This is a genomic window from Streptomyces bungoensis, from assembly GCF_001514215.1.
Taxonomy (GTDB): domain Bacteria; phylum Actinomycetota; class Actinomycetes; order Streptomycetales; family Streptomycetaceae; genus Streptomyces; species Streptomyces bungoensis.
The window spans coordinates 117,855-143,795 of the sequence record NZ_KQ948870.1 but is presented as its reverse complement, the minus strand read 5'-3'; the positions used below and the strand labels follow the sequence as shown (position 1 = coordinate 143,795).

Annotated in this window: 27 protein-coding genes; 15 read left to right on the top strand and 12 right to left on the bottom strand. The window is 72.5% G+C overall.

The window, feature by feature from the left end:
* Positions 1 to 33 precede the first annotated feature (33 nt).
* Complete coding sequence (locus AQJ66_RS30355; RefSeq protein ID WP_079060523.1) at positions 34 to 978, bottom strand: hypothetical protein; 945 nt, start codon at positions 976 to 978, stop codon at positions 34 to 36.
* A gap of 80 nt (positions 979 to 1,058) precedes the next feature.
* Here AQJ66_RS30355 and AQJ66_RS30350 point away from each other — a divergent pair, with 80 nt between their 5' ends.
* The 4 genes from AQJ66_RS30350 (at position 1,059) to recX (ending at position 4,717) form a co-directional block, all read left to right on the top strand.
* A complete protein-coding gene (locus tag AQJ66_RS30350; RefSeq protein ID WP_061928310.1) occupies positions 1,059 to 1,253 on the top strand; it encodes a DUF3046 domain-containing protein in 195 nt (64 codons plus the stop codon).
* Positions 1,254 to 1,313: 60 nt separating this feature from the next.
* Positions 1,314 to 2,534: an AI-2E family transporter gene (locus AQJ66_RS30345; RefSeq protein ID WP_079060522.1), complete on the top strand. Its 1,221-nt coding sequence runs from the start codon at positions 1,314 to 1,316 to the stop codon at positions 2,532 to 2,534.
* A gap of 236 nt (positions 2,535 to 2,770) precedes the next feature.
* The gene (recA, locus tag AQJ66_RS30340; RefSeq protein ID WP_061928309.1) at positions 2,771 to 3,898 is read left to right on the top strand and encodes a recombinase RecA; all 1,128 of its coding nucleotides are present in this window, start codon (positions 2,771 to 2,773) and stop codon (positions 3,896 to 3,898) included.
* 3 nt (positions 3,899 to 3,901) lie between these two features.
* Positions 3,902 to 4,717 (top strand): recombination regulator RecX, encoded by an 816-nt coding sequence (recX, locus tag AQJ66_RS37890; protein WP_079060521.1) that lies wholly within the window; start codon positions 3,902 to 3,904, stop codon positions 4,715 to 4,717.
* Positions 4,718 to 4,743: 26 nt separating this feature from the next.
* On the opposite strand, the gene AQJ66_RS30330 is transcribed toward recX, so the two are convergent.
* The 8 genes from AQJ66_RS30330 to AQJ66_RS30300 form a co-directional block, all read right to left on the bottom strand.
* Complete coding sequence (locus AQJ66_RS30330) at positions 4,744 to 5,145, bottom strand: rhodanese-like domain-containing protein (RefSeq protein WP_061928307.1); 402 nt, start codon at positions 5,143 to 5,145, stop codon at positions 4,744 to 4,746.
* Positions 5,142 to 5,684 (bottom strand): cupin domain-containing protein, encoded by a 543-nt coding sequence (locus AQJ66_RS30325; RefSeq protein ID WP_061928305.1) that lies wholly within the window; start codon positions 5,682 to 5,684, stop codon positions 5,142 to 5,144. Before AQJ66_RS30325 ends, AQJ66_RS30330 begins: the two co-directional genes overlap by 4 nt.
* Before the next feature lie 103 nt (positions 5,685 to 5,787).
* Positions 5,788 to 5,859 (bottom strand): putative leader peptide, encoded by a 72-nt coding sequence (locus AQJ66_RS40885; protein WP_309544753.1) that lies wholly within the window; start codon positions 5,857 to 5,859, stop codon positions 5,788 to 5,790.
* A 92-nt stretch (positions 5,860 to 5,951) separates the two neighbouring features.
* Positions 5,952 to 7,553, bottom strand: a complete 1,602-nt coding sequence (locus tag AQJ66_RS30320) for an FAD-dependent monooxygenase (protein ID WP_061928304.1) — start codon at positions 7,551 to 7,553, stop codon at positions 5,952 to 5,954.
* Positions 7,554 to 7,725: 172 nt separating this feature from the next.
* Positions 7,726 to 8,703, bottom strand: coding sequence for an amino acid ABC transporter permease (locus AQJ66_RS30315; RefSeq protein WP_079060520.1), 978 nt, complete (start codon positions 8,701 to 8,703; stop codon positions 7,726 to 7,728).
* Positions 8,700 to 9,368, bottom strand: a complete 669-nt coding sequence (locus AQJ66_RS30310) for an amino acid ABC transporter permease (protein WP_061928369.1) — start codon at positions 9,366 to 9,368, stop codon at positions 8,700 to 8,702. Before AQJ66_RS30310 ends, AQJ66_RS30315 begins: the two co-directional genes overlap by 4 nt.
* A gap of 74 nt (positions 9,369 to 9,442) precedes the next feature.
* A complete protein-coding gene (locus AQJ66_RS30305) occupies positions 9,443 to 10,279 on the bottom strand; it encodes a glutamate ABC transporter substrate-binding protein (RefSeq protein ID WP_061928367.1) in 837 nt (278 codons plus the stop codon).
* 83 nt (positions 10,280 to 10,362) lie between these two features.
* Positions 10,363 to 11,139, bottom strand: a complete 777-nt coding sequence (locus AQJ66_RS30300) for an amino acid ABC transporter ATP-binding protein (protein ID WP_061928302.1) — start codon at positions 11,137 to 11,139, stop codon at positions 10,363 to 10,365.
* Between the two features lie 295 nt (positions 11,140 to 11,434).
* On the opposite strand from AQJ66_RS30300, the gene AQJ66_RS30295 reads away from it, so the two are divergent.
* Both AQJ66_RS30295 and AQJ66_RS30290 read left to right on the top strand, forming a co-directional pair.
* Positions 11,435 to 12,121 carry a response regulator transcription factor gene (locus AQJ66_RS30295; RefSeq protein WP_061928300.1) on the top strand — a complete coding sequence of 229 codons (687 nt, stop codon included), beginning with the start codon at positions 11,435 to 11,437 and terminating at the stop codon, positions 12,119 to 12,121.
* Positions 12,122 to 12,130: 9 nt separating this feature from the next.
* Positions 12,131 to 13,579 carry a sensor histidine kinase gene (locus tag AQJ66_RS30290; protein WP_061928298.1) on the top strand — a complete coding sequence of 483 codons (1,449 nt, stop codon included), beginning with the start codon at positions 12,131 to 12,133 and terminating at the stop codon, positions 13,577 to 13,579.
* On the opposite strand, the gene AQJ66_RS30285 is transcribed toward AQJ66_RS30290, so the two are convergent.
* Positions 13,558 to 14,556 (bottom strand): TAXI family TRAP transporter solute-binding subunit, encoded by a 999-nt coding sequence (locus tag AQJ66_RS30285; RefSeq protein ID WP_061928296.1) that lies wholly within the window; start codon positions 14,554 to 14,556, stop codon positions 13,558 to 13,560. The genes AQJ66_RS30290 and AQJ66_RS30285 overlap by 22 nt on opposite strands.
* A gap of 106 nt (positions 14,557 to 14,662) precedes the next feature.
* On the opposite strand from AQJ66_RS30285, the gene AQJ66_RS30280 reads away from it, so the two are divergent.
* The 4 genes from AQJ66_RS30280 (at position 14,663) to AQJ66_RS30265 (ending at position 17,933) form a co-directional block, all read left to right on the top strand.
* Positions 14,663 to 15,067 carry a pyrophosphohydrolase domain-containing protein gene (locus AQJ66_RS30280; RefSeq protein ID WP_061928294.1) on the top strand — a complete coding sequence of 135 codons (405 nt, stop codon included), beginning with the start codon at positions 14,663 to 14,665 and terminating at the stop codon, positions 15,065 to 15,067.
* Between the two features lie 121 nt (positions 15,068 to 15,188).
* Positions 15,189 to 15,545, top strand: coding sequence for an ArsR/SmtB family transcription factor (locus tag AQJ66_RS30275; RefSeq protein ID WP_061928292.1), 357 nt, complete (start codon positions 15,189 to 15,191; stop codon positions 15,543 to 15,545).
* Positions 15,546 to 15,628: 83 nt separating this feature from the next.
* Positions 15,629 to 17,155 (top strand): tRNA (N6-isopentenyl adenosine(37)-C2)-methylthiotransferase MiaB, encoded by a 1,527-nt coding sequence (gene miaB / locus AQJ66_RS30270; protein ID WP_061928291.1) that lies wholly within the window; start codon positions 15,629 to 15,631, stop codon positions 17,153 to 17,155.
* Between the two features lie 64 nt (positions 17,156 to 17,219).
* Positions 17,220 to 17,933 (top strand): class III extradiol dioxygenase subunit B-like domain-containing protein, encoded by a 714-nt coding sequence (locus AQJ66_RS30265; RefSeq protein ID WP_061928289.1) that lies wholly within the window; start codon positions 17,220 to 17,222, stop codon positions 17,931 to 17,933.
* A gap of 225 nt (positions 17,934 to 18,158) precedes the next feature.
* Here the strand turns inward: AQJ66_RS30265 and AQJ66_RS30260 are convergent, their stop codons facing one another.
* Together AQJ66_RS30260 and AQJ66_RS30255 are read right to left on the bottom strand one after the other, a co-directional pair.
* On the bottom strand, positions 18,159 to 18,446 hold the full coding sequence (locus tag AQJ66_RS30260; RefSeq protein ID WP_061928288.1) for an antitoxin: 288 nt from the start codon (positions 18,444 to 18,446) through the stop codon (positions 18,159 to 18,161).
* Between the two features lie 24 nt (positions 18,447 to 18,470).
* Positions 18,471 to 18,755: a hypothetical protein gene (locus AQJ66_RS30255; protein WP_061928286.1), complete on the bottom strand. Its 285-nt coding sequence runs from the start codon at positions 18,753 to 18,755 to the stop codon at positions 18,471 to 18,473.
* Positions 18,756 to 18,934: 179 nt separating this feature from the next.
* On the opposite strand from AQJ66_RS30255, the gene miaA reads away from it, so the two are divergent.
* From miaA to AQJ66_RS30230, 5 genes are all read left to right on the top strand, one after another.
* Complete coding sequence (gene miaA / locus AQJ66_RS30250; protein ID WP_061928284.1) at positions 18,935 to 19,873, top strand: tRNA (adenosine(37)-N6)-dimethylallyltransferase MiaA; 939 nt, start codon at positions 18,935 to 18,937, stop codon at positions 19,871 to 19,873.
* Between the two features lie 381 nt (positions 19,874 to 20,254).
* Positions 20,255 to 20,737: a hypothetical protein gene (locus AQJ66_RS40405; RefSeq protein WP_425264316.1), complete on the top strand. Its 483-nt coding sequence runs from the start codon at positions 20,255 to 20,257 to the stop codon at positions 20,735 to 20,737.
* Between the two features lie 89 nt (positions 20,738 to 20,826).
* Positions 20,827 to 21,696 carry a diaminopimelate epimerase gene (gene dapF / locus AQJ66_RS30240; RefSeq protein ID WP_061928282.1) on the top strand — a complete coding sequence of 290 codons (870 nt, stop codon included), beginning with the start codon at positions 20,827 to 20,829 and terminating at the stop codon, positions 21,694 to 21,696.
* Positions 21,697 to 21,989: 293 nt separating this feature from the next.
* Complete coding sequence (locus AQJ66_RS30235; RefSeq protein WP_061928280.1) at positions 21,990 to 24,218, top strand: RelA/SpoT family protein; 2,229 nt, start codon at positions 21,990 to 21,992, stop codon at positions 24,216 to 24,218.
* Positions 24,219 to 24,327: 109 nt separating this feature from the next.
* Complete coding sequence (locus tag AQJ66_RS30230; protein ID WP_061928278.1) at positions 24,328 to 25,920, top strand: M1 family metallopeptidase; 1,593 nt, start codon at positions 24,328 to 24,330, stop codon at positions 25,918 to 25,920.
* Positions 25,921 to 25,941: the final 21 nt, after the last annotated feature.

The following is a 25,941-nucleotide window of genomic DNA, read 5'->3' as shown; positions in this document are numbered from 1 at the left end:
GGCCCGGACGGCCCGCGCCGGCCTCCGCCCGGCTCAGCCCACGAAGCGGCCGTACGCCCGCAGCGTGCGCAGAGCCTCGATCGTCACCACCGGACGCGCCTCCAGCACGGGAGCCTGCGCCCACCGGCGCCACCGGACGGGCCAGCCGCCGTCCTCCTGCTGCTCGGCGGCGAGGTGGTCCAGGGAGCGCGCCATCTCCTCGTCGGTGAACCACGCGCGCGCGAGCGACTGCGGGCTCCTGGCGAAGTCGTGCGGGAAGTGGTGCTCGCCCGGTGCGTAGCCGGACGGGACCGGCCGGTCGGCCAGGCGCCCGGGGTCCAGGGCCGCGAGCCGCTGCCCGCGCACCAGGCGGCCGAGGCGGTCGGCGGCGGCCTCCGCGCGCGGGCGGTCGGGAACGAAGTCCAGGAACGCCACGGCCGCCTCCACCTCATAGGGATGCGAGTCCTCCAGGGACTCCACCGCCTGCCAGCAGAAGTCGGTGGCCCGGAACAGCCAGGCGTGCCACACCTCGTTGCCGTGGAGCAGGCCCACCACGGGCCCGGTGGCGAGCAGGTCGCTGGGCGGGTCGTCCACGACCGGGACGAACGGCGCCGCCGGGTACCCGCGCTGGCTGGGATGGATCGCGGGCAGGGCGCCGTCCGCGGTGGAGACGGAGGTCAGGTAGCGGCACACCCGCTCCACCCGCTGGCCGCCGCAGCACCCGACCTCGTCCAGCACGCGCAGCGCGTGAGCGGTGTGCAGGGGCTGGCTCACGGGGCCGCGCAGGTCGGGCTCGAGCGCGTGGCCGTACCCGCCGTCCTCGTTGCGGTAGGCGTCCAGCGCCGTCTCCACCGGAGCGGCGGCGCCGTTCAGGAAGTGGTACGCGAAGAGCCGCTGTTCCAGCACGCGCGCGGTGAGCCACACGAACTGTTCGGCGCGGAAGAGCGGGGAGCGCGCCGGGGGCGTGGAGGGGCGTGGGGAATCTCCTGTTTCGGCCATGGGGCAGACCGTAGGACGGAAAGCGGTCTCGGCAGGCGGTCCCCGGCAGGCTCCACCCCCAGGGGCGGGATACTGGAGTCATGCGGTTGACGGTCTTCTGGCAGCGGATGGCGGAGCACTTCGGTCCGGGGTACGCCGACACCTTCGCGCGCGACCACGTCATGGCGGAGCTGGGCGGGCGCACGGTGAACGAGGCGCTGGACGCGGGCTGGGAGGCCAAGGACGTGTGGCGGGTGGTCTGCGCGGTGATGAACGTGCCCGGGGAGAGGCGCTGACCGGGCGCGCCGAACCCGGGAGGGCAGCGGCCCGCCGCCGGCGTGGGCGAGACTGGGCGCGTGGCACCCACTGACGACACCGAGCCGGCCGTCCGGCACGCAGTACCCCCGACCGCTACGACGCCGCCTCCCCGGCCCCCGGCCGACGGTGCCGTGCGGGGCGGCCGCATGCCGCGCTGGCTGCCGCGCGCCATGGTGCTCGCCCTCGCGCTCATCGCCGCCTTCCAGCTGGGGAGCTGGGCCTTCCACCAGCTCACCGGGCTGTTGATCAACATATTGATCGCGTTCTTCCTGGCCCTCGCCATCGAACCGGCGGTGAGCTGGATGTCCGCTCACGGCATGCGCAGGGGACTCGCCACCTTCCTCGTCTTCCTCGGTCTGGCCGTCGTCGGCGCGGGCTTCGTCACTCTGCTCGGCTCGATGCTGGCCGGCCAGATCATCACGATGGTCGAGGGTTTCCCGGGTTACCTGGACTCGGTCATCAACTGGATCAACCAGACCTTCCACACGCAGCTCAGACGCGTGGACGTGCAGGAGGGCCTGCTGCACTCCGACTGGCTGCGCAAGTACGCGCAGAACAGCGCGGCCGGCGTGCTCGACGTCTCCGCCCAGGTGCTCGGCGGTCTCTTCCAGCTGCTGACGATCATGCTGTTCTCGTTCTACTTCGCCGCCGACGGCCCCCGGCTGCGCCGCGCCCTGTGCTCCGTGTTGCCGCCCGCGCGCCAGGCCGAGGTGCTGCGCGCCTGGGAGATCGCGGTCGACAAGACGGGCGGCTACCTCTACTCGCGCGGCCTGATGGCGCTGATCTCCGGGGTCGCGCACTACGTCCTGCTGCAGGCGCTGGACGTGCCGTACGCGCCGGTGCTCGGCGTCTGGGTGGGGCTCGTGTCGCAGTTCATCCCGACCATCGGCACCTATCTCGCGGGCGCCCTGCCGATGCTGATCGCGTTCACCGTGGACCCCTGGTACGCGCTGTGGGTGCTGGTCTTCGTCGTGGTCTACCAGCAGTTCGAGAACTACATGCTGCAGCCCAAGCTGACCTCCAAGACCGTCGACATCCACCCGGCCGTCGCCTTCGGCTCGGTGATCGCGGGCACCGCGCTGCTGGGCGCGGTCGGGGCGCTGATCGCCATTCCGGCCGTCGCCACGCTGCAGGCCTTCCTCGGGGCCTACGTGAAGCGGTACGCCGTCACGGACGATCCCCGCGTGCACGGCCACCGCCCGCGGAACCAGGGCGGCCCCGGGGTGCTCGCCCGCGTACGGCGGCTGTGGGGTCCCTGAGCGCCTCGAAGCTTCCCCCGGCCCCGGGCGGCTCGGGTGGCTCGCTTGACACGAAAATCGAACATCCATTCTTATGAAGCCTCAGGCAAGGCTTGCGGCGGGGATTTTCGTCCCGTTTTGCGGCGATGGGTTCCCTGGTTGTCCACAGGCCGAGCCTGCGTCGGGGCGCATTGTCAGTGGCAGGCGTTAGCGTCTTTGACGTGAAGCGATCGACTCAAGCAAACCGGGTGGAACCCATGGCAGGAACCGACCGCGAGAAGGCGCTCGACGCCGCGCTCGCACAGATTGAACGGCAATTCGGCAAGGGCGCGGTCATGCGCATGGGCGAGCGGTCGAGGGAGCCCATCGAGGTCATCCCGACCGGGTCGACCGCGCTCGACGTCGCCCTCGGCGTCGGTGGCCTGCCGCGCGGCCGTGTCGTGGAGATCTACGGCCCGGAGTCGTCCGGCAAGACCACCCTGACCCTGCACGCGGTGGCGAACGCGCAGAAGGCCGGCGGCCAGGTCGCGTTCGTGGACGCGGAGCACGCCCTGGACCCCGAGTACGCGCGCAAGCTCGGCGTCGACATCGACAACCTGATCCTGTCCCAGCCGGACAACGGCGAGCAGGCGCTGGAGATCGTGGACATGCTGGTCCGCTCCGGCGCTCTCGACCTCATCGTCATCGACTCCGTCGCCGCGCTCGTCCCGCGCGCGGAGATCGAGGGCGAGATGGGCGACAGCCACGTCGGTCTGCAGGCCCGCCTGATGAGCCAGGCCCTGCGGAAGATCACCAGCGCGCTCAACCAGTCCAAGACCACCGCGATCTTCATCAACCAGCTCCGCGAGAAGATCGGCGTGATGTTCGGCTCCCCGGAGACCACGACCGGTGGCCGCGCGCTGAAGTTCTACGCCTCGGTGCGCATCGACATCCGCCGCATCGAGACCCTGAAGGACGGCACCGAGGCGGTCGGCAACCGCACCCGCTGCAAGGTCGTCAAGAACAAGGTCGCGCCGCCCTTCAAGCAGGCCGAGTTCGACATCCTCTACGGCCAGGGCATCAGCCGCGAGGGCGGCCTGATCGACATGGGCGTGGAGCACGGCTTCGTGCGCAAGGCCGGCGCCTGGTACACGTACGAGGGGGACCAGCTCGGCCAGGGCAAGGAGAACGCCCGCAACTTCCTCAAGGACAACCCCGACCTGGCCAACGAGATCGAGAAGAAGATCAAGGAGAAGCTGGGCGTGGGCGTCCGCCCGGAGGAGCCCGCGGCCGAGCCCGGCACGGACGCGGCGGCGGTGGCCACCGCGGCCGACGACGCCAAGGCGGCACCCGCCGCGGCGGCCGCCAAGGCCACCAAGCCCAAGGCCGCCGCAGCCAAGAGCTGACCCGTGACACGGCGAACCGACTGGGCCGAGGACGAGTACGCCGCCCCCGGTACCCCACGGGGGAGGGGTGCCGCAGGCGACCCGGGCCGCGCCACGGCCGGTGACGACGCTCACGGCGAGCACGAGGGGTACGACGGGTACGGCGGCGGCTACGGAAGCGGTGGTGCGGATCCCGCCGCCGAGCTTGCCGGAGGCGGTCCTGGACGAAGCCGTGGCCGCGGTCGTGGCCGTGGCCGTCGGCGGGGCGGTTTCGGGGAACCGCCCGGTGCGGACGAAGGCGTCCCTTCCTCGTCGAGGGCCGAGCGGGGGGAGTCTTCGGGGGACCCGGCCGAGCGGGCGCGGTCGATCTGCCTGCGCCTGCTCACCGGGACCCCGCGCACCCGCAAGCAGCTCGCGGACGCCCTGCGCAAGCGGGAGATCCCCGAGGACGTGGCCGAGGAGGTGCTCACGCGGTTCGAGGAGGTCGGGCTCATCGACGACGGCGCCTTCGCGGACGCCTGGGTGGAGTCCCGGCACCACGGCCGGGGGCTCGCCCGCCGCGCCCTCGCCCGGGAACTGCGCACCAAGGGCGTCGACTCCACGCTGATCGACGAGGCGGTCGCCCAGCTGGACTCCGAGCAGGAGGAGGCGACGGCCCGCGAGCTCGTCGCCCGCAAACTGCACGCCACCCGCGGCCTCGACCGCGACAAGCGGCTCCGGCGCCTCGCCGGCATGCTCGCCCGCAAGGGCTACCCCGAGGGCCTGGCCCTCCGCGTCGTCCGCCGGGCCCTGGAGGAAGAGGGCGAGGACACGGAGTTCCTTGAGGGCGAAGGGTTCTGACCGTCGAGGGCCGACGTCACCGCGCGCTACGGCTCCACCGGCAGTCCCGCCTCCCGCCAGGCCTGGAAGCCGCCCACCAGGTCCGTCGCGCGGTGCAGGCCCAGCTGATGCAGGGAGGCGGCCGCCAGGCTGGAGGCGTAGCCCTCGTTGCAGATCACGACGACGCGCAGGTCGTGCGAGGTGGCCTCGGGCAGGCGGTGGCTGCCCTGGGGGTCCAGGCGCCACTCCAGCTCGTTGCGCTCGACGACCAGGGCGCCGGGGATCAGCCCGTCCCGCTCGCGCAGGGCCGCGTACCGGATGTCGACCAGCAGGGCCTCGCCGTCCCGCGCCGCCTCGTAGGCCTCCCGCGCCTCGATGCGCCCGTAGCCCGCGCGCACCCGCTCCAGCACTTCGTCGATGCCGGGCTGCCGTGCCGTTCCGCCGCTCACTGCCAGTCCTCCGGGCGCTCGACCTGCTCCAGGCGCAGTACCTGGCCCGTGCGACTGTAACGGCGGATCCGCGGCAGGGGCGGGTAGTAGGCGTGGACCGAGACCGCATGCCGGTCGGGGGACTCGTTGAGCACCTCGTGCACATGGTGGTGGCCGAAGGTGCGGCCCTGGCCGGCGGACAGCCGGCGATCGCGGTCCACACCGTCGGTGAGTTCCAGGGTCTTCCAGCCGTCGGTGGGCAGCCGCGCGGCCAGCGAGTACTCGGTGAGTTCACCCGCGGCCGTGAGGAAGGCGCCGACCGAGTCGGCGTGGTCGTGCCAGCCGGTGCCGGTGCCCGGCGGCCAGCCGATCAGCCATGCCTCGCTGCCCCCGGGGCCGTCGAGCCGCACCCAGGTGCGGCCCTCCGGGTCGAGCGGGAGCGAGGCGATCAGCTCGGTGTCGGCGGCCGTCCGCCGCACGAAGTCGAGGAGGTCCGCCTGCGTCGGCGCCGAGCCGGCGGCGCCCGCGGCGGCAGGGGACAGGGAAGGGGAGACAGACACGTGCACCGTCCTGGAGAAGGTTCGCCCGACGGGCGCACGACGGCGCCCGGACACGACACGGGGAGAGGAGAAGAGCCCCGCGGGGGAAAGGGGGGGAGCGAATTCAGCAGGACGGGCGACACACGCAGCCCGCATAGCGGACGAGGTCCATGTGGACCCTCCGCCACAGGCGCACACAGGTGTCGGTCACGATCCGGAGTACAGCACGCTGCTGTACTCCGGTCAACTCACCGTCACCATGTGGACGGAGGGTGACGGGGCTCACGCTCAGCGGGCGCCGGAGCCGGCCTCCGCCTCCTCCTTCACGGCGCCGCCCAGCGTCGCCTCCGCCGCCGCGTACAGGTCGGCCGGGCGGACCCCGCTCAGTGCGGTGACCAGGTGGCCGTCGGGCCGCACCAGCAGCACGCTGTGCGCCGGCGCGCCCGGGTACTCCTCGGCCACCAGCAGCTCGGCCGGGTGCGGCAGCGCGGTCACGGCGGCCGCGAGCCGCGGCATCACCCCGGCGGACACCCAGTGCTTGCGGTCCCACACGCCCGTGCCCGGCGCGATCAGCACGACGAGCAGCGCGCCGCGGCCCAGCCGGTCCCGCAGCCGTACGAAGGTGCCGTCCTCCGCGGTGACCCGGACGTCGCTGACCGGCGCGCCGGCCGGGGTGTCGACCGCGATCTCCCCCTGCAGATGCCGGGGCGCGAGAGGCGAGTCGGCGTACGCCCCCGGCGCGCCCAGCGGACCGCGACCCAGGTGACCGTCCGTCAGCAGCGCGTCGTGACCCCGGGCCGCACCCGGGACCATGTGGCGCAGCCCGCCTCCGCCGCGGAGTACCGGCAGCGCCTGGTCCGCGGCGCGCAGCCGGGCGGCGACGACCGCGCGCCGCTCGGCCTGATAGCTGTCCAGCAGCGCCTCGTGATGACCGTGGTGCCAGGCGGGAGCCAGCTTCCAGGCCAGGTTGTCGGCGTCCCGGAGCCCCTCGTCGAGCCCTTGGGAGCCGAGCGCGCCGAGCAGGTGGGCCGCGTCCCCGGCGAGCAGGACCCGGCCCACGCGCCACCGCCGGGCGAGCCGGTGGTGCACCGTGTGGACCCCGGTGTCGAGCAGGTCGTACGGCGGTGTGGTGCCGTCCGTCCAGCCCGCGAGGGTCTCGCGGATCCGGGCGACGAGGATCTCGGGCGTGACCAGTTCCTTGCCCGGGGGCAGCAGCCAGTCCAGGCGCCAGGCGCCGTCCGGCAGGGGGCGGGCGGTCACCTCCGCGGCCGAGGGCCCGGACTGCCGCCACGGCGGCATCCGATGGAGCAACGCCTGGCCGGGCCACGGAAGTTCCGCGCGCAGGGTGGCGACCGCGTGCCGCTCCACCGCCGTACGCCCCGGGAAGCGGATGTCCTGCAGCTTGCGCACGCTCGAACGGGGGCCGTCGCAGCCCACCAGGTAGCTGCCGCGCCACCAGGTGCCCTGGGGGCCGCGGGTGTGCGCCGTGACGCCGGAACGCTCCTGCTCCATCGAGTCCAGCCGGCTGTCCACGGCGACCTCCACCAGCGGCTCGGCCGCGACGGCCGCGCGCAGGGCGCCGGTGAGGACGTGCTGCGCCAGGTGCACGGGCGCGGGAGTGAGCTCGTCGAAGGCGACCTCGCTCATCACCTGCCTGCGCCGCACCGACCGCCACCCGGTCCATCTCAGGCCGAGGCCGCCGGGCGCGACACCGGTGAGCCGCTCCACCAGGGCGGCCGTGTCCTCGCGCAGCACGGCGGTGCGGGCGGGGCGGACTTCGTCCTTGCCGGGTCCCTCGTCCAGGACGACGGACGGCACCTCCTGACGGGCCAGCGCCAGGGCGAGCGTGAGCCCGACGGGCCCCGCTCCGACGATGATCACCGGGTCCACGGTGTGGCGCCCCCTGCTCGCGGCGTTGTCCTGACGGATGCAAGTGAACAGGAAGGTGAAGCGGGGTGCACGATCACACAACGTATGCAACCCATTGGCAGAGTTTGCGTCAAGCGAACGGAGGCAGTGGCGATCATGCCACTGCCTCCGGCTGCTTCATGTTATTTGAGTGCTAATCAGCTCCAGTGGTCCCGTCGCGGCCCCCACCGCGGGTGCCGCGGCCGACCAACCCTGAGCGGCCGTCCGTGTTGCCGGGGGCTCCCTCGGCACCCGTCGCCGTCGTACCCGCGACGTCCGCCACGTCCTGCGCTCCGAGCACCGCGCCGGTCGACTTCCTGCGTCGCCGCAGCCGGCCCTCCAGCCAGCTCGCGAACGAGGTCAGCGAGAAGTTGATGGCTACGTAGATCGCGGCCACCACGGTGAGGGAGGCGATGATGTTGGCGCCGTAGTAGCCGCTCATCGTGTTGGCCGACGAGAGCAGCTCCGGGAACGTGAGGACCGCACCGCCGATCGCCGTGTCCTTCACGATCACGACGAGCTGGCTGACGATCGCGGGGAGCATTGCGGTGACGGCCTGCGGCAGCAGGATGATCCGCATGGCCTGGCCCTTGCGCAGGCCGATCCCCAGGGCTGCCTCTGTCTGGCCCCTCGGAAGGGCGAGGATGCCCGCCCGGACGATCTCCGCGAGCACCGACGCGTTGTACAGCACCAGGCCGGTGACCACCGCGTACAGCGGCCGGTCGTCGGAAGCGACGTTGGTGTAATTGGCGTACAGGGCGAGCCCGAAGATCATCAGCACCAGTACCGGGATGGCCCGGAAGAACTCGACGACGACCGCGGCCGGCACGCGTATCCACACGTGGTCCGAGAGACGGGCGATGCCGAGCGTGGCACCCAGCGGCAGCGCGATGACCATGGCCAGCACGGCAGCCTTCAGAGTGTTCCGCAGGCCGGGCCAGATGTACGTCGAGTACGCCTCGGTGCCGGTGAAGAACGGCTTCCACAAGGGCCATGCCAGCTGCCCCTTGTCGTCGAGTGACTTGTACACCCACCACAGGAGGGCCGCGAAGGCGATCAGGAAGACAGCCGTGTACAGGACGTTGCGCCGCCTGGCGCGAGGCCCCTGGGCGTCGTACAGGACCGAAGTCATCGCCTCACCGCCACCTTCTTGCCCAGCCAGCCGAGAAGCAGGCCGGTGGGCAGCGTCAGGCAGCAGAACCCGAAGGCGATGACCGCGGAGATCGCCAGCAACTGCGCTTCGTTCTCCACCATTTCCTTCATGAGCAATGCCGCTTCGCCGACACCGATCGCAGCCGCCACCGTCGTGTTCTTCGTCAGAGCGATCAGCACGTTGGCCAGCGGGCCGACGGCCGCGCGGAAGGCCTGGGGCAGCACCACCAGACGCAGTACCTGGGTGAAACTCAGGCCGATGGCCCGGGCCGCCTCCGCCTGGCCGACCGGCACCGTGTTGATGCCGGAGCGGATCGCCTCACAGACGAAGGCCGCCGTGTAGACGATCAGACCGAGCACGGCCAGCCGGAAGTTGGCCGTGTCGACCTTGTCTCCCGCGCCGAGGGTGACACGCAGCGTCTGGTACAGGCCGAGCGAGGAGAACAGAATGATCACCGTGAGCGGGATGTTCCGCACGATGTTCACGTAGGCGGTGGCGAAGCCGCGCATCAGCGGCACCGGGCCCACACGCATGGCGGCCAGCAGCGTGCCCCAGATGAGGGAGCCCACGGCGGACAACAGCGCCAGTTGCACGGTCGTCCAGAAGGCGCCCAGCACGTCGTAACGTCCTAGAAAGTCGAACACGATCTCCCGCGCTTCCACGTGTAGGGATGCCGGGTGCGCCGCCGTCAGGCGCGGCGCACCCGCCGGGTCCTGCCTCAGCTCTTGATGTCGCCGATCTTCGGGGCCGGCTCGTTCTTGTAGTCGGCCGGGCCGAAGTTCTTCTCCACCGCCTGCTGCCAGGACTTGTCGGCCACCATGTCCTCAAGGGCCTTGTTGATCTTGTCCTTGAGGGGGCTGCCCTTCTTGACGCCGATGCCGTAGTTCTCGTTGGTCATCTTGAAGCCACCGAGTTTGAACTTGCCCTTGAACTGCGACTGGGCGGCGTAACCGGCCAGGATCGAGTCGTCCGTGGTCAGGGCGTCGATCGCACCGCTCTGCAGACCGGTCAGGCACGCCGAGTACGTCGGGTACTTCTGCAGCTGGGCCTTGGGCGCCAGCTTGTCGTGCACGTTCTGCGCCGAGGTGGAGCCGGCCACCGAGCACAGCTTCTTCTTGTTCAGGTCCGAGGGCGACTTGATGGAGGTGTCATTCGAGCGGATCAGCACGTCCTGGTGGGCCAGCAGGTAAGGGCCGGCGAAGTCGACCTTCTGCTGACGCTCCGGGGTGATCGAGTAGGAAGCGGCGATGAAGTCGACGTCACCGCGCTGCAGCATGGTCTCGCGGTCGGCGCTCTTCGACTCCTTCCACTCGATCTGATCGGGGCTGTAACCGAGCTTCTTGGCGACATAAGTGGCCACGTCGACGTCGAAGCCCGAGTAGCCCTGCGGGGTCTTCTGGCCGATGCCCGGCTGGTCGAACTTGATACCGATGGTGATCTTCTTGCCACCCCCGGACGAGCCGTTGTCGTCCTTCTTGCCGCCCCCACACGCGGTGGCGCCCACCGTGAGGGCGAGTACGGCGGCCGTGGCGGCGGTGACCTTGCGGAGCTGCATCGTGAACATCCTTCGTCTGGAGAGGAGGAGCGAGCCCGGACGGACGGGCCTGAGGGGCCCCGCGCGCGGGCGGGGCCGGTGCGTCAGTGGTGCAGGATCTTCGACAGGAAGTCCTTGGCCCGGTCGCTGCGCGGGTTGCTGAAGAACTGGTCGGGCGCGGCCTGCTCGACGATGCGGCCGTCCGCCATGAAGACGACCCGGTTGGCGGCCGACCGGGCGAAGCCCATCTCGTGGGTGACGACGATCATCGTCATGCCCTCACGGGCGAGCTGCTGCATGACCTCGAGGACCTCGTTGATCATCTCGGGGTCGAGGGCGGAGGTCGGCTCGTCGAAGAGCATGACCTTCGGCCCCATGGCCAGCGCGCGGGCGATGGCGACGCGCTGCTGCTGGCCGCCGGAGAGCTGCGCGGGGTACTTGTCGGCCTGGGTGCCCACGCCGACCCGGTCGAGCAGGGCGCGGGCCTTCTCCTCGGCCTGCTTCCGGTCGGTCCTGCGGACCTTGACCTGGCCCAGCATCACGTTCTCGAGCACGGTCTTGTGCGCGAAGAGGTTGAACGACTGGAAGACCATGCCGACGTCGGCGCGCAGCCGGGCCAGTTCCCTGCCCTCCGCGGGCAGCGGCTTCCCGTCGATCGTGATCGTGCCGGAGTCGATGGTCTCCAGGCGGTTGATGGTGCGGCACAGGGTCGACTTGCCGGACCCGGAGGGCCCGATGACCACGACGACCTCGCCGCGGGCGATCGTCAGGTCGATGTCCTGGAGCACGTGCAACGCGCCGAAGTGCTTGTTGACGCTCTTCAGGACGACCAGTTCGTCGGTCGCGGCCACGTCTTCCTTGGCCACCGATAGTTCGGTCATCGCTCTCGGGCTCCGTCCTCCTCGGTTTCGGTGGACAGTAGTGATGGCCGATGACCTGCGTCATCACATCTGAGCGAGATCTGAGCATCACGATCCGATAGCAATCGGACACGCGTCGTAGCCCGGGCGTCCGGCCCGCGTATCGGCCGGATAACGGAAGCGGGCGGCAACCGGAACCCTCTTGACGCCGTCCTCATCCATCGGCGTGACTTCCATGGGGCACGCGCGCGTGCACGTGACCTACAGGCCGGACCAGAACCATGACCGTACGACCGCTGAACCGGAGGGGGCCGGGATGAGGCTGCTGCTCGTCGAGGACGACAACCACGTCGCGGCGGCGCTGTCCGCCGTTCTCGCCCGGCACGGATTCGACGTCACCCACGCGCGCAGCGGCGAGGAGGCCCTGCGGGCGCTCGTCCCCGAGAGCGACGGATTCGGCGTGGTCCTGCTCGACCTGGGCCTGCCCGACCAGGACGGCTACGAGGTCTGCGGCAAGATCCGCAAGCGCACCAGCACCCCGGTGATCATGGTCACCGCGCGCTCGGACGTCCGCTCCCGCATCCACGGGCTGAACCTGGGCGCCGACGACTACGTGGTCAAGCCGTACGACACCGGGGAACTGCTCGCCCGGATCCACGCCGTCAGCCGGCGCACCGCACACGAGGACGCGGCCCCGGGCGCCGAGAGCGCGCTGCGCCTCGGGCCCGTCCGCATAGAACTGCCCACCCGGCAGGTCTGCGTTGACGGTGCGGTCGTGCAGCTGACCCGCAAGGAGTTCGACCTGCTGGCCCTGCTCGCCCAGCGGCCCGGCGTGGTCTTCCGGCGGGAGCAGATCATCAGCGAGGTGTGGCGGACCAGCTGGGAGGGCACCGGGCGCACCCTGGAGGTGCACGTCGCCTCCCTGCGCGCCAAACTGCGCATGCCCGCGCTGATCGAGACCGTACGCGGCGTCGGCTACCGGCTCGTCGCCCCGGCCGGGTAGCGGGGCAGGGTGCGCACACGGCTCCTGCCGCTGCTCATCGTCCTGATGGCGGCCGTACTCCTCGCCCTCGGCGTCCCGCTGGCCGTCAGCGTGGCCGCCGCCGAGCAGCAGCGGGTCGTCGTCGACCGGATCGACGACACCGCGCGCTTCGCCGCCCTCGCGCAGTACGTCAGCGACGCGCCCACCGGCTCCCGCCCGGCGACCACCGACGAGCGCAAGGAGACCCTGCAGCGCGAACTGGACAGCTACTACGGCGTCTACGGCATCCGCGCCGGCGTCTTCTACCTGAGCGGCTCCACGGCCATGGCCAACGCCCCGGGCGACTGGTTCGTGCCGGCCACGGGCGAGGTCCGGGAGGCGTTCGCCGAGGCGCTGCTCAGCCGCCGCAGCCACGACCCCCGGCAGGTGTGGCCCTGGCAGCACAGCCGGCTGGTCGTCGCCTCGCCGGTGATCCGCGACGGGGACGTCGTGGCGGTCGTGGTCACCGACTCGCCCACCGGGCAGATGCGTGTCCGGATCCTGCGGGGCTGGCTGTTCATCGCGGCCGGCGAGTTCGCCGCGATGCTGCTCGCCGTCGGCGCCGCGCTGCGGCTGACCGGGTGGGTGCTCAGACCGGTGCGGGTCCTGGACGCCACCACCCACGCGATCGCGAGCGGGCGCCTGAAGTCCCGGGTCGCGGTCGGCGGCGGACCGCCGGAACTGCGGCGGCTGGCCCGGTCGTTCAACGAGATGGCGGACAATGTCGAGGAGGTGCTGGAGCAGCAGCGCGCCTTCGTCGCGGACGCCTCGCACCAGCTGCGCAACCCGCTCGCCGCACTGCTGCTGCGCATCGAACTGCTCGCGCTCGAACTACCGGAGGACAACGAGGAGATCGCCTCGGTGCGCACCGAGGGCAAGCGCCTCGCACAGGTCCTCGACGACCTGCTCGACCTGGCGCTGGCCGAGCACGCCGAGGCCGACCTCCGGCTGACCGACGTCGGCGCGCTCGCTGGAGAGCGGGTGGCCGCCTGGGCGCCGGCCGCCGCGGCCCAGGGCGTCCGGCTCGTCGGCGACTGCCCGCCCACCACCGCCTGGGCGGACCCGATCACCCTGTCCAGCGCGCTGGACGCGGTCATCGACAACGCCGTGAAGTTCACCCCCGAGGACGGCACGGTGGAGGTCACGGTCTCCTCCGACGGCGACACCTCGACGGTCGTGGTCACCGACACCGGCCCCGGCCTCACCGACGAGGAACTCGCGCGCGTGGGCGACCGGTTCTGGCGCAGCGGCCACCACCAGAACGTCAAGGGCTCGGGCCTCGGCCTGTCCATCACCCGCGCGCTGCTCGCCGCGTGCGGCGGCACGATCCACTACGCGCACCACGAGCCCCGGGGACTGCGCGTCACGGTGGAGGTGCCGAGGTATGCGGAAAACCGTCCGACCGGCGCCGCGGACCCTCAGGGCTTGACCGACCGGTAGTAGCGCCGGGCGCCCTCCTGGAGGGGGAGCGGGTCGGTGTAGATGGCGGTGCGCAGGTCGACCAGCTGGGCGGAGTGGACGTGGGCGCCGATGCCGTCACGGCTCTTGATGACCGTGCGGGTCACCCACTCGGTCAGCCGGGGGTCCATGTCCTTGCGGGTCATCAGCAGGTTGGACACCGCGATCGTCGGCACCACCGAGCCGTGCTGCACGCGCGGGTACGCCGACTCGGGCATGTTGGTGGCCCGGTAGTAGCGCGCGGACTGCGTGGCGGCGTGCAGCTTCGCGACCAGGGCGCCGTCGATCGGGATGAACCTGACGGCGGACTTCCGGGTCAGCTCGCGGATGCCCTTGGTGGGCAGGCCGCCCGACCAGAAGAAGGCGTCGATCCTGCCCTGCGACAGGTGGGCCGGTCCGGTGTCTATGCCGTCCGCCACCGGCGTGATGTCGTTCTCCGGGTCGATCCCGGCGGCCCGGAGCACCCGGTTCGCGATCAGCCGCACCCCGGAGTCGGGCAGCCCGGTGGCCACCGTCCTGTGCCGCAGATCGGCGACACTCTGGATCTTCGAGTCGCGGGCCACGACGAGCTGCACGTAGTCGTCGTAGAGCCGGGCCACCCCGCGCAGCCGGCCGGCGTCCGCCCGGTGCCGCAGCGCGTACGTCTCCACCGCGTCGGCCGCCGCGATCGCGAAGTCGGCCTTCCCGGTCGCGACCCGCTCGACGTTCTCCTGCGAGCCCGCGCTGTCCAGCAGCTTCACCTTCAGGCCGGGCATGTCCTTGCCCAGGGCGGTGCGCAGCCGCTCGCCGTACTCCTGGTAGACCCCGCGGGGCGTGCCGGTGCTGAAGACGATCGTCCCGCTCGGCGGCGTCTCGCCCAGGGGCAGCAGCCACCACAGCAGCAGCCCGAGAACCACGGCGCCGGCGGCCGCGCCCTGGAGCGCCCGGCGCCTGCCGAGGGAGGGGAACAGCTTGGACATGCGGGCGATCCTGCCAGCCGCTCCCGGGCCTGGCCAGGGCCGGGTCACTGCCGGGCCCGTGGGGCAGCGCGGCGGGGTCGTCGGCGGGGGTCGGTATCGTCGGCGTATGAGCTCCTCGCCCGCCCGACTCGTCCGTGAGTTCCACCTCGCCTTCGGCCTGGACGCCCGCGCCACGCCGACGGAAGTGGCCCCAGGCCTGGCCGCGCACCGCGGGGAACTGCTCGCCGAGGAGGCCGCCGAGGTCGCGGAGGTGTCGGTCGAGGGCCCGCTGGACCGGCTCGCGCACGAACTGGCGGACGTGGTGTACGTGGCGTACGGCACCGCGCTGGTGCACGGTATCGACCTCGACGAGGTGATCGCCGAGATCCACCGCGCCAACATGAGCAAGCTGGGCCCCGACGGCGAGGTCGCCCGGCGCGCCGACGGCAAGGTCCTCAAGGGCGAGCACTACCGGGCACCGGACGTCTCGGCCGTCCTGCGCCGCCAGGGTTGGACACCGGCCGGCGCCTGACGCTCACCCGGGCGCGCCACGGCGGTCCGCCACCGGCTTGGGTAGAGTGTTCGCCATTGGGCGAACAATGGAAGCGTGCGGTGATCACCGCACGCGCGATGCCGGGACGGAGCGACCAGCCATGGCGGCACAGACCCCACAGCAGCAGGCAGCCGCGAGTCACCGCACCCCACCGGTCCACACGGATCCGGACGCCGTCTCGCTGGAGACGGCGCTGCTCGCCCTCGCCGACCCCGTGCGCCGCTCCCTGGTGCGCGAGTTGGCACGGGCCGGCGACTGGGAGCGGACGTGCGGCGGCTTCGACGTGCCGGTCACCAAGGCCACCCTCAGCCGGCACTTCGCCGTGCTGCGCGAGTCCGGGCTGCTGGAACAGCGGGACGCCGGGCCGAAGCGGCTCAACCGCCTGCGCAGGGCCGAGTTCGAGGCCCGCTTCCCCGGCCTGCTCGACCTGGTGCTCCGCCAGGACGACGGATCCTGAGCCGAAACACCTGGTCACCGGCGCTTTCGCGGGCCATGAGGAGGGCGGCACCCGCACGCTGCGGGAAGACCTACCCTTGACCCATGACCAGCAGCAGCGACCGGAGCCCCGCAGTGGACGTGCCCGCACCCAAGAGCTACGAGATCCGCACGTACGGATGCCAGATGAACGTCCATGACTCGGAGCGACTGGCCGGGCTGCTGGAGGACGCCGGGTACGTGCGGGCCCCCGAGGGGTCGGACGGGGACGCTGACGTCGTCGTCTTCAACACCTGCGCCGTGCGCGAGAACGCGGACAACCGGCTGTACGGCAACCTGGGCCGGCTCGCCCCGCAGAAGACCCGGCGCCCCGGCATGCAGATCGCGGTCGGCGGCTGCCTGGCGCAGAAGGACCGGGACACCATCGTCAAGAAGGCGCCCTGGGTGGACGTCGTCTTCGGCACCCACAACATCGGCAAGCTGCCCGTCCTGCTGGAGCGCGCCCGCGTGCAGGAGGAGGCGCAGGTCGAGATCGCCGAGTCCCTGGAGGCGTTCCCCTCCACGTTGCCGACCCGGCGCGAGAGCGCGTACGCGGCGTGGGTGTCGATCTCCGTCGGCTGCAACAACACCTGCACCTTCTGCATCGTCCCGGCGCTGCGCGGCAAGGAGAAGGACCGCCGGCCCGGCGACATCCTCGCCGAGGTCGAGGCCCTGGTCGCCGAGGGCGTCTCCGAGATCACGCTGCTCGGCCAGAACGTCAACGCCTACGGCTCCGACATCGGCGACCGCGAGGCGTTCAGCAAGCTACTGCGCGCCTGCGGCACCGTCGAGGGCCTGGAGCGCGTCCGCTTCACCTCCCCGCACCCGCGCGACTTCACCGACGACGTCATCGCCGCCATGGCCGAGACGCCGAACGTGATGCCGCAGCTGCACATGCCGCTGCAGTCCGGCTCCGACACGGTCCTGAAGGCGATGCGCCGGTCCTACCGGCAGGAGCGCTACCTCGGCATCATCGAGAAGGTCCGCGCCGCCATCCCGCACGCCGCGATCACCACCGACATCATCGTCGGCTTCCCCGGGGAGACCGAGGAGGACTTCGAGCAGACGCTGCACGTCGTCCGGGAGGCGCGGTTCGCCCAGGCGTTCACCTTCCAGTACTCCAAGCGGCCCGGCACGCCCGCCGCGACCATGGACGACCAGATCCCCAAGGAGGTCGTCCAGGCGCGCTACGAGCGGCTCGTCGCCCTCCAGGAGGAGATCTCCTGGGCGGAGAACAAGAAGCAGGTCGGCCGCACCCTGGAGCTGATGGTCGCCGAGGGCGAGGGCCGCAAGGACGGCGCCACGCACCGCCTGTCCGGCCGGGCCCCCGACAACCGGCTGGTCCACTTCACCAAGCCGGACCAGGAGGTGCGCCCCGGTGACGTGGTCACGGTCGAGGTGACGTACGCCGCGCCGCACCACCTCCTGGCCGAGGGCCCCGTCCGCGACGTGCGCCGCACGCGCGCCGGGGACGCCTGGGAGAAGCGCAACGCCGCCGAGGCCGCCAAGCCGGCGGGCGTGATGCTGGGCCTGCCGAAGATCGGCGCCCCGGCGCCGCTGCCGGCCGCCACCGCGGGCTGCGGCTGCGACTGAGCCGTTCCGGCGCCGCCCGGCGTGGGGTAACGCTCCGTCCGCGTACGGCGTTACCCTGCCGATCATGCTTGTCGCCGCCGCCGTGCTCCCCTGCCCGCCGCTGCTCGTACCCGAGGTCGCGGCGGGTGCCGCACCGGAACTGGACCCCGCGCGCGCGGCTTGCACCGACGCGCTCGGCGTGCTCGCCGCCGCCCGCCCGGACGTGCTGGTGGTCGTCGGTCCCGACGAGCGGACCGGGCTGACCCGGTACCCGCAGGGCACCCTGGGGTCCTTCCGGGGCTTCGGCGTCGGCGTCGACGTGCGGCTCGGCCCCGCCACGGACACCGTCCCCGGGCGCCCACTGCCGTCGTCGCTGGCCGTCGCCGCCTGGCTGCTGGACCGCACCGGCTGGGCCGACGCTCCCGTCGAGGGGGTCGGTACCGGGGCGGCGCTCCCGCCCGAGCGGTGCGCCGAGGCCGGACGGGACATCGCCGCCCGGGCCGGACGGGTGGCGCTGCTGGTGATGGGCGACGCGAGCGCGTGCCGCACGGTCAAGGCGCCGGGTTACCTCGACGAGCGGGCGGCGCCCTTCGACGCCGAGGTCGCCCGCGCGCTGGGCGCCGCGGACCTGGCCGCCGTCGCCTCGCTGGACGCCGGCCTGGCCCACGAGCTGCAGGCCTCCGGCCGCGCTCCCTGGCAGGTCCTCGCCGGCGCCGCCGAGGGCGCGGGCCTGAGCGGATCGCTGCTGTACGACGACGCACCTTACGGGGTGGGGTACTTGGTGGCCACCTGGTCCTAGGCGGCGGGTACGGGTGCCGCCCGGAGCCGGCGGGCACCGGCCCGGACCCGGGCGGGCGCGGCGCGGCGGACGGCCGGGAGGCGCTCGTCCCACGGCCGTCCACCGGTGCGCCCCGGGGTCGTCGACCGGTGCGCCTCCGGCCGTCGACCGGTGCGCCCCCGCGGCCGTCCACCGGTGCGCCCGCGGTCCTCCACCGGTGCCTGGACCGTTCGGTGCCCGGGCCGCTCAGGAAGCCGGTGGCGGGCCCTTCGGCGGGGTGGGAGGCATGGGGGCGTCGGTCCCCGGCGTCCCCGGTCCGTGCCCGCCCTTGTGCGCGAGCCGGTCCACGGCGTGCTTCGCCTTGTCCGTGCCCGCATGGATCTTGTCGCTGTACTTGCCCTTGGTGCGCTCGTCCACGGCCCGCGCGGCCTTGTCGATGCCGTGCCGGACCTTGCCCCCCTGCTCGCGCGCGACGTGGGACATCTTCTCCTTGGCAGGCCCGAGCCTTGCCTTGGCGTTCTCCAAGAGACCCATCGTCCACCTTCCCTCACGGGACCGTCATGTGCGGGCGCCCTCACCGGCCTCCCGGCCGGCCGCCCCGGCCGCGGACTGCTGCTGCGGGATCCCGGCGTTCTCCGCGGCGCCGGACCCGGCGGCATCCGCCTCCGCCGCCGCGGCTCCCTGCCCGTCCTCCGCCGTTCCCTCGGCCTGCGCCGACCGAGCCGTCTCCGCCACCTCGGCCCCGGCTCCGGCCTCGTCCGTCCCGGTGCCGGCCGGCTCCTCGGCGGCCTTCGCCTCCTGAGCCGCCTTGGACCTGCCGAGAAGCCGTGCGAAAACTCCCATATCCACTCCATACGTTACTCGTGCGGGGGAAATCCCGTGTCGAAAGGTGCGTCCGTTTGCGTTGCCCGGCTCACCGCCACCCGGCAGCCGACGGGCGGCATCTCGGTGCAACGACGCCGGACGCGTGCCGTCACGTAACTCGTTCGAGGCGTGGCCGGGAGGTTTGCGAGACTGGTGCGGTGAGCAGCGCACCCCCCGCCCCCCGTGTCATCGCCGTCGTCGGACCCACCGCGGCCGGAAAGTCCGATCTCGGCGTCTTCCTGGCGCAGCGTCTCGGCGGCGAGGTCGTCAACGCCGACTCCATGCAGCTGTACCGGGGGATGGACATCGGCACCGCCAAACTGACACCCGAGGAGCGCGCGGACGTCCCGCACCATCTGCTGGACATCTGGGACGTCACGGTCACCGCGTCCGTCGCGGAATACCAGAGACTGGCCCGCGCGCGGATCGACGCCCTGCTCGCCGAGGGCCGCTGGCCCATCCTGGTCGGCGGCTCCGGGCTGTACGTCCGCGGGGCCGTGGACAACCTGGAGTTCCCCGGCACCGACCCCGAGGTCCGGGCCCGCCTGGAGGAGGAGCTCACGCTCCGCGGCTCCGGCGCGCTGCACGCCCGTCTGGCCGCCGCCGACCCCGAGGCAGCCCGCGCGATCCTGCCGGGCAACGGCCGCCGCATCGTCCGGGCGCTCGAAGTGATCGAGATCACCGGGCAGCCCTTCACCGCCAACCTCCCCGGCCACGACTCCGTCTACGACACCGTCCAGATCGGTGTCGACGTCGCCCGCCCCGAACTCGACGAGCGGATCGCCCACCGGGTGGACCGGATGTGGGAGGACGGGCTCGTGGACGAGGTGCGCGCCCTGGAGGCGCAGGGGCTGCGCGAGGGGCGTACGGCGTCCCGCGCGCTGGGCTACCAGCAGGTGCTCGCGGCACTGGCGGGGGAGTGCACGGAAGCGGAGGCGCGCGCCGAGACCGTACGCGCCACCAAGCGCTTCGCGCGCCGCCAGGACTCGTGGTTCCGGCGGGATCCCCGGGTGCACTGGCTCAGCGGGGCGGCGGCGGACCGCGGGGAACTTCCGACACGGGCTCTGGCGTTGGTCGAACGACCGGTCACAGCCTGATCACGTCATGGCATCGGGATGCGCCGCCGGTCATCGCGGCCTCTGACGCCGTGCCATCATCGAGCTTCGATCGACCAAGTGGAGTCCTAGTTGGGAGGGCGCGTGGCGATGGAGGCCGGCCCTCGCGACACCGCACGAACCGCCGAGCACGTCACCACCGGCAGCGGTGAACCGGAACAGCCCGAGGCCCGTCAGGGCGGCGGCCTGGACCGCCTGCCGGAAGAGGGCGACGCCTTCACCGGCGCCCGGCACGGCCTGGCCGAAGACGGCGGCCTCCTGGACTCCGGCCTCGACGGTCCGATCGCGGGTGAAGACCTTCTGGACGCCGGACCGGGCGGCCCGATCGCGGACGACGACCTCCTGGACAGCGGCCGCGACCGCCTGCCGGAGATCGCCGACCTGCTCACCGGCGGCCAGGACCTCCTGACCGAGGACGGCACCCGGCTCGCCGACGACGGCCCCGACGAGACCGCGGACGGCGTGACCGCCGACGGGCCGGAGCCCGAGGAGATGTACGCCTCCGGACCGGAGGTCGAGGTCGAGCTGCGCCCGCAGCGGCGGCTGCGCCTGTGGCAGCTCGCGCCCATCGTGGCGCTGGCCGCGGGCGGCTCCCTGATGTTCGCCTTCCCGCTCGCCTTCGACTTCGGCGACAGCGGCGCGGTCATCGCCATGCTGGGCCTGCTGATCTGCTCCTGCGCCGCGGGCTGGGGCATGATGGCCGCCCGCCGCGTCGGCTACACCTGGCCGGGCCTGCCCGCGCGCGGCTCGGGGCGCCGGCCGGACTGGCGGGTCGCGGTCGCCTACGTGCTGCTGGTGGTCGTGGTGGCCGTCCTCGCCGTGTGGCGGGTGGCGCGGCTCCGCTAGGGCCTCCCGTCCCGAGCAGGCCGGATCAGGTCCGCCGCGCCGCCGACGCCCGGGCGGGCACGGTCGCACCGACCCCGTACGATCGAGGAATGAGCACGCGGATCGCCTTCCTCAAGGGGCACGGCACCGAGAACGACTTCGTGATCGTCCCGGACCCCGAGAACGCCCTCGACCTGACCCCGGCCGCCGTCGCCGCCCTGTGCGACCGCCGTGCCGGCATCGGCGGCGACGGGGTGCTGCACGTCGTGCGGTCCGCCGCCCACCCCGAAGCCCGGCACATGGCGGACGAGGCCGAGTGGTTCATGGACTACCGCAACGGCGACGGCTCGATCGCCGAGATGTGCGGCAACGGCACCCGTGTGTTCGCCCGCTACCTCCAGCGCGTGGGACATGTGGCCGAAGGTGACATCGCGATCGCCACGCGCGGGGGCGTCAAGCGGATCCACCTCGCGAAGGACGGAGACGTGACCGTCGGCATGGGCCGCGCCCGCCTCCCCGAGGGCGACGTCACGGTGAGCGTCGGCGAGCGCAGCTGGCCCGCGCGGAACGTGAACATGGGCAACCCGCACGCCGTCGCCTTCGTCGACGACCTCGCACAGGCCGGCGATCTGCTCGCCCCGCCGCCGTTCAGCCCGGCCGCCGCCTACCCCGACGGGGTCAACGTGGAGTTCGTGGTCGACCGCGGTCCCCGGCACGTCGCGATGCGCGTGCACGAGCGCGGCTCCGGCGAGACCCGTTCGTGCGGCACGGGCGCGTGCGCCGTCGCCGTGGCCACCGCCCGGCGCGACGGCGCCGACCCCGCCGTCACCGGCACGCCGGTGACCTACACCGTCGACGTGCCCGGCGGACGCCTGGTCATCACCGAGCGACCCGACGGCGAGATCGAGATGACCGGTCCCGCCGTGATCGTCGCCGAGGGCGAGATCGACGCCAAGTGGCTGGAAAACGCCGCGCGCTGACGCCGTGACACCTTTTCGGAACCAAGGCCGGGACCGCCCCGGGTGTTCGAATCGACGCGTGCCGGCGGACGGGTAGTTCGAAACCCCGGCCGAGTGCGGGGCAGGTGGCGCAAAATCTAAACCTTCGGTGCGTCGCTCGATGGGGTGATCCGTTTCACGCTCGGCGGGAGGCGGTCGGTCGGACGTGATGGGCTCGGTAGCATCAAGCACCGGCACGGACGGGGGAACGTCGCCATCCCTGAGCCGCGTATGCCCTGGGGCCCCGTCCACCGGTCCACGAGCCGGAGGTGCCCATGAGTGCGGAGGCCACGAACCCAGCGACCCCTGGCCCGGTAGCGCCCACGGCGCCCTCGGCGCCCGCGGCGGCCCGCAAGAAACCCCGGGCAAGGATCGACCTGCGCCGACTCGGCCGGGCCGCGCTGCTCGGCCCCGCCGCCCGCGGCCGCCTGCCCGACGCCATCGGCCACGTCGTCGAGGCCCACCGCGCCCACCACCCCGACGCCGACCTCGAACCCCTGCGCCGCGCCTACGTCCTGGCCGAGTCCTCGCACCGCGGCCAGATGCGCAAGAGCGGCGAGCCGTACATCACGCACCCGCTGGCCGTGACCCTCATCCTCGCCGAACTGGGCGCGGAGACCACCACCCTGACGGCCTCTCTGCTCCACGACACCGTCGAGGACACCGACGTGACGCTGGACCAGGTGCGGGAGCAGTTCGGCGAGGAAGTGCGCTATCTGGTCGACGGGGTCACCAAACTGGAGAAGGTCGACTACGGGGCGGCCGCCGAGCCCGAGACCTTCCGCAAGATGCTCGTCGCCACGGGCAGCGACGTGCGCGTGATGTCGATCAAACTGGCCGACCGCCTGCACAACATGCGCACGCTCGGCGTGATGCGCCCCGAGAAGCAGGCGCGGATCGCCAAGGTCACCCGCGACGTCCTCATCCCGCTCGCCGAACGCCTGGGCGTGCAGGCCCTGAAGACCGAGCTGGAGGACCTCGTCTTCGCCATCCTCCATCCCGAGGAGTACGACCGCACCAGAGAACTGATCGCCGAGAACGCGGGCGGCCCGGACGACACCCTCGCGGAGGTCGCCGACGAGGTGCGCGCCGTGCTGCGCGAGGCGGGCATCCCGGCCGAAGTCCTCATCCGCCCGCGCCACTTCGTCTCCGTCCACCGTGTCTCCCGCAAGCGTGGACAGCTGCGCGGCTCCGACTTCGGCCGGCTCCTGGTCCTCGTCGGAGAGGACGCCGACTGCTACGGCGTCCTGGGCGAGCTGCACACCTGCATGACGCCGGTCGTCTCGGAGTTCAAGGACTTCATCGCCGTACCGAAGTTCAACCTCTACCAGTCGCTGCACACCGCCGTCGCCCGCGCCGACGGCCAGGTCGTAGAAGTCCTCATCCGCACCCACCAGATGCACAAGGTCGCCGAGGCCGGAGTCGTCGCGCTCGGCAACCCGTACGCCCCGGGGGCCGACGACCCCGCCGACGGCGAGCGCGCCGACCCCACCCGCCCCGGCTGGCTGTCCCGCCTCCTCGACTGGCAGCGGGCCGCCCCCGACCCCGACACCTTCTGGTCCACCCTGCGCGAGGACCTCGCCCAGGACCGGGAGATCACCGTCTTCCGGCCCGACGGCGGCACCCTCGGCCTGCCCGAGGGCGCCAGCTGCGTCGACGCCGCCTACGCGCAGTACGGCGAGGACGCGCACGCCTGCATCGGCGCCCGCGTCAACGGCCGCCTGGCGACCCTCAGCACGGTCCTGCGGGACGGGGACTCCGTCCAGCTCCTCATGGGCCAGGACCCCGCCTCCGAGCCCTCCCGCGAGTGGCTGGAGCACGCCCACACCCCGGCCGCCCGCATCGCCATCCAGCGCTGGCTGGCGACACATCCCGGCAGCGACGGCGACGGTGACGGCGGAGACGGCACGGACGACAGGGCCGACGGCATCGGTGGTAATGGCGGGGCGGAGACGGCGCAGGGGCGCCTCGGAGGTACCGGCAGTGCGGGCAGCGGCCCGGCGGCCCGACCCGCCGAGGCCGGTGGAGCCGCCTCCGCCGCCCGCCCCCGCGGTGCCGACGTGCTGGCGGACCGCCCGGGAGCCGCCGCACGGCTCGCCGGATGCTGTACGCCCGTACCGCCCGACGCGATCACCGGCTTCGCCGTACGCGGGGGAGTGGTGACCGTCCACCGCCTGGAGTGCGCCGCAGTGGCGCACATGAAGAGCCGGGGGCGTGCGGAGATCGGCGTGCGCTGGGGGGACACGACCGAGTGCCGGGTCACCCTGGTCGCTGAATCGTTCGGCCGCCCGCACCTGCTGGCCGACCTCACCGAGGCCATCGCCCTGGAAGGCGCCGAGATCGTCTCCGCGACCGTGGAACCGCCCAGCCAGCAACGGGTCCGCCACACCTACACCCTCCAGCTCGCCGACGCCGCCCACCTCCCCGCCCTCATGCGCGCGATGCGGAACGTGGCCGGGGTGTACGACGTCAGCCGCGCCCAGCACCAGGCGCCGGCTCCCTGAGGGGGCCGGAGGGCGCGGGGCCAGGGGAAGGCTCCTCCGGCCAACTCGTTCGGGTGGGCCGGGCGCGCGTCGCCGCCGTGTCGCACGCGCGCGCTGGTAGCGGTGGTCCATGCCGCTTCCCTCCCGCCAGCGCCCGCACCACCGGCCCGCGCGCCGCCGCAAGGCGGCCCTCCTCGCCGCCGCCGTCTCCGTCTGCCTCCTCGCCGCGGCCGCCCCGCCCGCGCCGCTCGGCGTCGGCGACCGGCTCTACCCGTACCTGGGCAACCCCGGGTACGACGTGGCGTCGTACGACCTGTCCTTCAGCTACCCCGGCACCAACGACAAGCCGCTGCAGGCCGTCACCACCATCAACGCCCGGACCACCACCGCCCTGGACCGCCTCAACCTCGACTTCGCACACGGCACGGTCTCGTCCGTGCAGGTCGACGGGCGTCCGGCCGCTTTCGCCCGCGCCGGCGAGGACCTGGTCGTCACGCCGGAGCGGCCGCTGCGCGAGGGCACCTGGACGCGGATCACGGTGCGCCACACCAGTGACCCCGTGCCCGCCAAGGACCAGGACGGCGGCTGGGTGCGCACCGCCGACGGGCTCGCCATGGCGAACCAGGCCGACGCCGCCCACCTGGTCTTCCCGTGCAACGACCACCCGTCCGACAAGGCGATGTTCACCTTCCGGATCACCGCCCCGGACGGCTACACGGCCGTGGCCAACGGCGTCCCCACCGGCGCGGACCGGGCCGGCGGCGCCACGACCTGGACCTACCGCACCCGGCACCCCATGGCCACCGAACTCGCCCAGGTGTCCATCGGCCGCTCCGCCGTCGTGTACCGCGACGGACCGCACGGGCTCACCGTCCGGGACGTCGTGCCCAGCGCCGACCGGACGGCGCTCGAACCCTGGCTCGCGAAGACGCCCGGCCAGATCGCCTGGATGGAGAACAAGGTCGGCCGCTTCCCGTTCGAGCGGTACGGCGTGCTCATGGCACAGGCCTCCACCGGCTTCGAGCTGGAGACGCAGACCCTCTCGCTGTTCGAGAAGCAGCTGTTCACCCAGACCGCCTACCCGAAGTGGTACATCGAGTCGATCATGGTGCACGAGCTGTCCCACCAGTGGTTCGGCGACAGCGTCAGCCCGCGCACCTGGTCCGACGTCTGGCTGAACGAGGGGCACGCCACCTGGTACGAGGCCCTGTACGCCGACGAGACGGCGCACAAGCCGATGGAGGAGCGCATGAAGGCCGCCTACGGCTCCTCCGACCGCTGGCGCGCCGCCGGTGGCCCGCCCGCCCTGCCCAAGGCGCCCGCGCCCGGCGAGAAGATCAGCATCTTCCGGCCGAACGTCTACGACGGCGCCGCGCTCGTCCTGTACGCCCTGCGCCAGGAGATCGGCCGGCCGGCCTTCGAGCGCCTGGAGCGGATCTGGGTCCAGGAGCACCGGGACGCCACCGCCGGCACCGCCGACTTCGTGCGCCTCGCCTCCACCGTCGCCGGCCGCGACCTGAGCGGCTTCCTCCAGGGCTGGCTGTACGGCGAGAAGACCCCGCCGATGCCGGGCCACCCGGACTGGAAGCCCACGGCGGCGGCCAAGGTGACCAAGGCGGCCAAGGCGGAACGGGCGACGAAGGCCGGTCAGACCGCTCAGGACACCAAGGCCGGCAGCGCGGCCAAGACCGGCGGGGCGGTCGAGGTCCCCGCCCGGCAGTGATTCCGGACCCGGCAGCCCGGG

Excerpts from the sequence above, each read along its gene's own strand:
- AQJ66_RS30355 (WP_079060523.1), bottom strand. The coding sequence starts at position 978 with ATGGCCGAAACAGGAGATTCCCCACGCCCCTCCACGCCCCCGGCGCGC.
- AQJ66_RS30350 (WP_061928310.1), top strand. The coding sequence starts at position 1,059 with ATGCGGTTGACGGTCTTCTGGCAGCGGATGGCGGAGCACTTCGGTCCG.
- recA (WP_061928309.1), top strand. The coding sequence starts at position 2,771 with ATGGCAGGAACCGACCGCGAGAAGGCGCTCGACGCCGCGCTCGCACAG.
- AQJ66_RS30315 (WP_079060520.1), bottom strand. The coding sequence starts at position 8,703 with ATGACTTCGGTCCTGTACGACGCCCAGGGGCCTCGCGCCAGGCGGCGC.
- AQJ66_RS30305 (WP_061928367.1), bottom strand. The coding sequence starts at position 10,279 with ATGCAGCTCCGCAAGGTCACCGCCGCCACGGCCGCCGTACTCGCCCTC.
- AQJ66_RS30300 (WP_061928302.1), bottom strand. The coding sequence starts at position 11,139 with ATGACCGAACTATCGGTGGCCAAGGAAGACGTGGCCGCGACCGACGAA.
- AQJ66_RS30295 (WP_061928300.1), top strand. The coding sequence starts at position 11,435 with ATGAGGCTGCTGCTCGTCGAGGACGACAACCACGTCGCGGCGGCGCTG.
- AQJ66_RS30285 (WP_061928296.1), bottom strand. The coding sequence starts at position 14,556 with ATGTCCAAGCTGTTCCCCTCCCTCGGCAGGCGCCGGGCGCTCCAGGGC.
- AQJ66_RS30280 (WP_061928294.1), top strand. The coding sequence starts at position 14,663 with ATGAGCTCCTCGCCCGCCCGACTCGTCCGTGAGTTCCACCTCGCCTTC.
- AQJ66_RS30275 (WP_061928292.1), top strand. The coding sequence starts at position 15,189 with ATGGCGGCACAGACCCCACAGCAGCAGGCAGCCGCGAGTCACCGCACC.
- miaB (WP_061928291.1), top strand. The coding sequence starts at position 15,629 with ATGACCAGCAGCAGCGACCGGAGCCCCGCAGTGGACGTGCCCGCACCC.
- AQJ66_RS30265 (WP_061928289.1), top strand. The coding sequence starts at position 17,220 with ATGCTTGTCGCCGCCGCCGTGCTCCCCTGCCCGCCGCTGCTCGTACCC.
- AQJ66_RS30260 (WP_061928288.1), bottom strand. The coding sequence starts at position 18,446 with ATGGGTCTCTTGGAGAACGCCAAGGCAAGGCTCGGGCCTGCCAAGGAG.
- AQJ66_RS30255 (WP_061928286.1), bottom strand. The coding sequence starts at position 18,755 with ATGGGAGTTTTCGCACGGCTTCTCGGCAGGTCCAAGGCGGCTCAGGAG.
- dapF (WP_061928282.1), top strand. The coding sequence starts at position 20,827 with ATGAGCACGCGGATCGCCTTCCTCAAGGGGCACGGCACCGAGAACGAC.
- AQJ66_RS30235 (WP_061928280.1), top strand. The coding sequence starts at position 21,990 with ATGAGTGCGGAGGCCACGAACCCAGCGACCCCTGGCCCGGTAGCGCCC.
- AQJ66_RS30230 (WP_061928278.1), top strand. The coding sequence starts at position 24,328 with ATGCCGCTTCCCTCCCGCCAGCGCCCGCACCACCGGCCCGCGCGCCGC.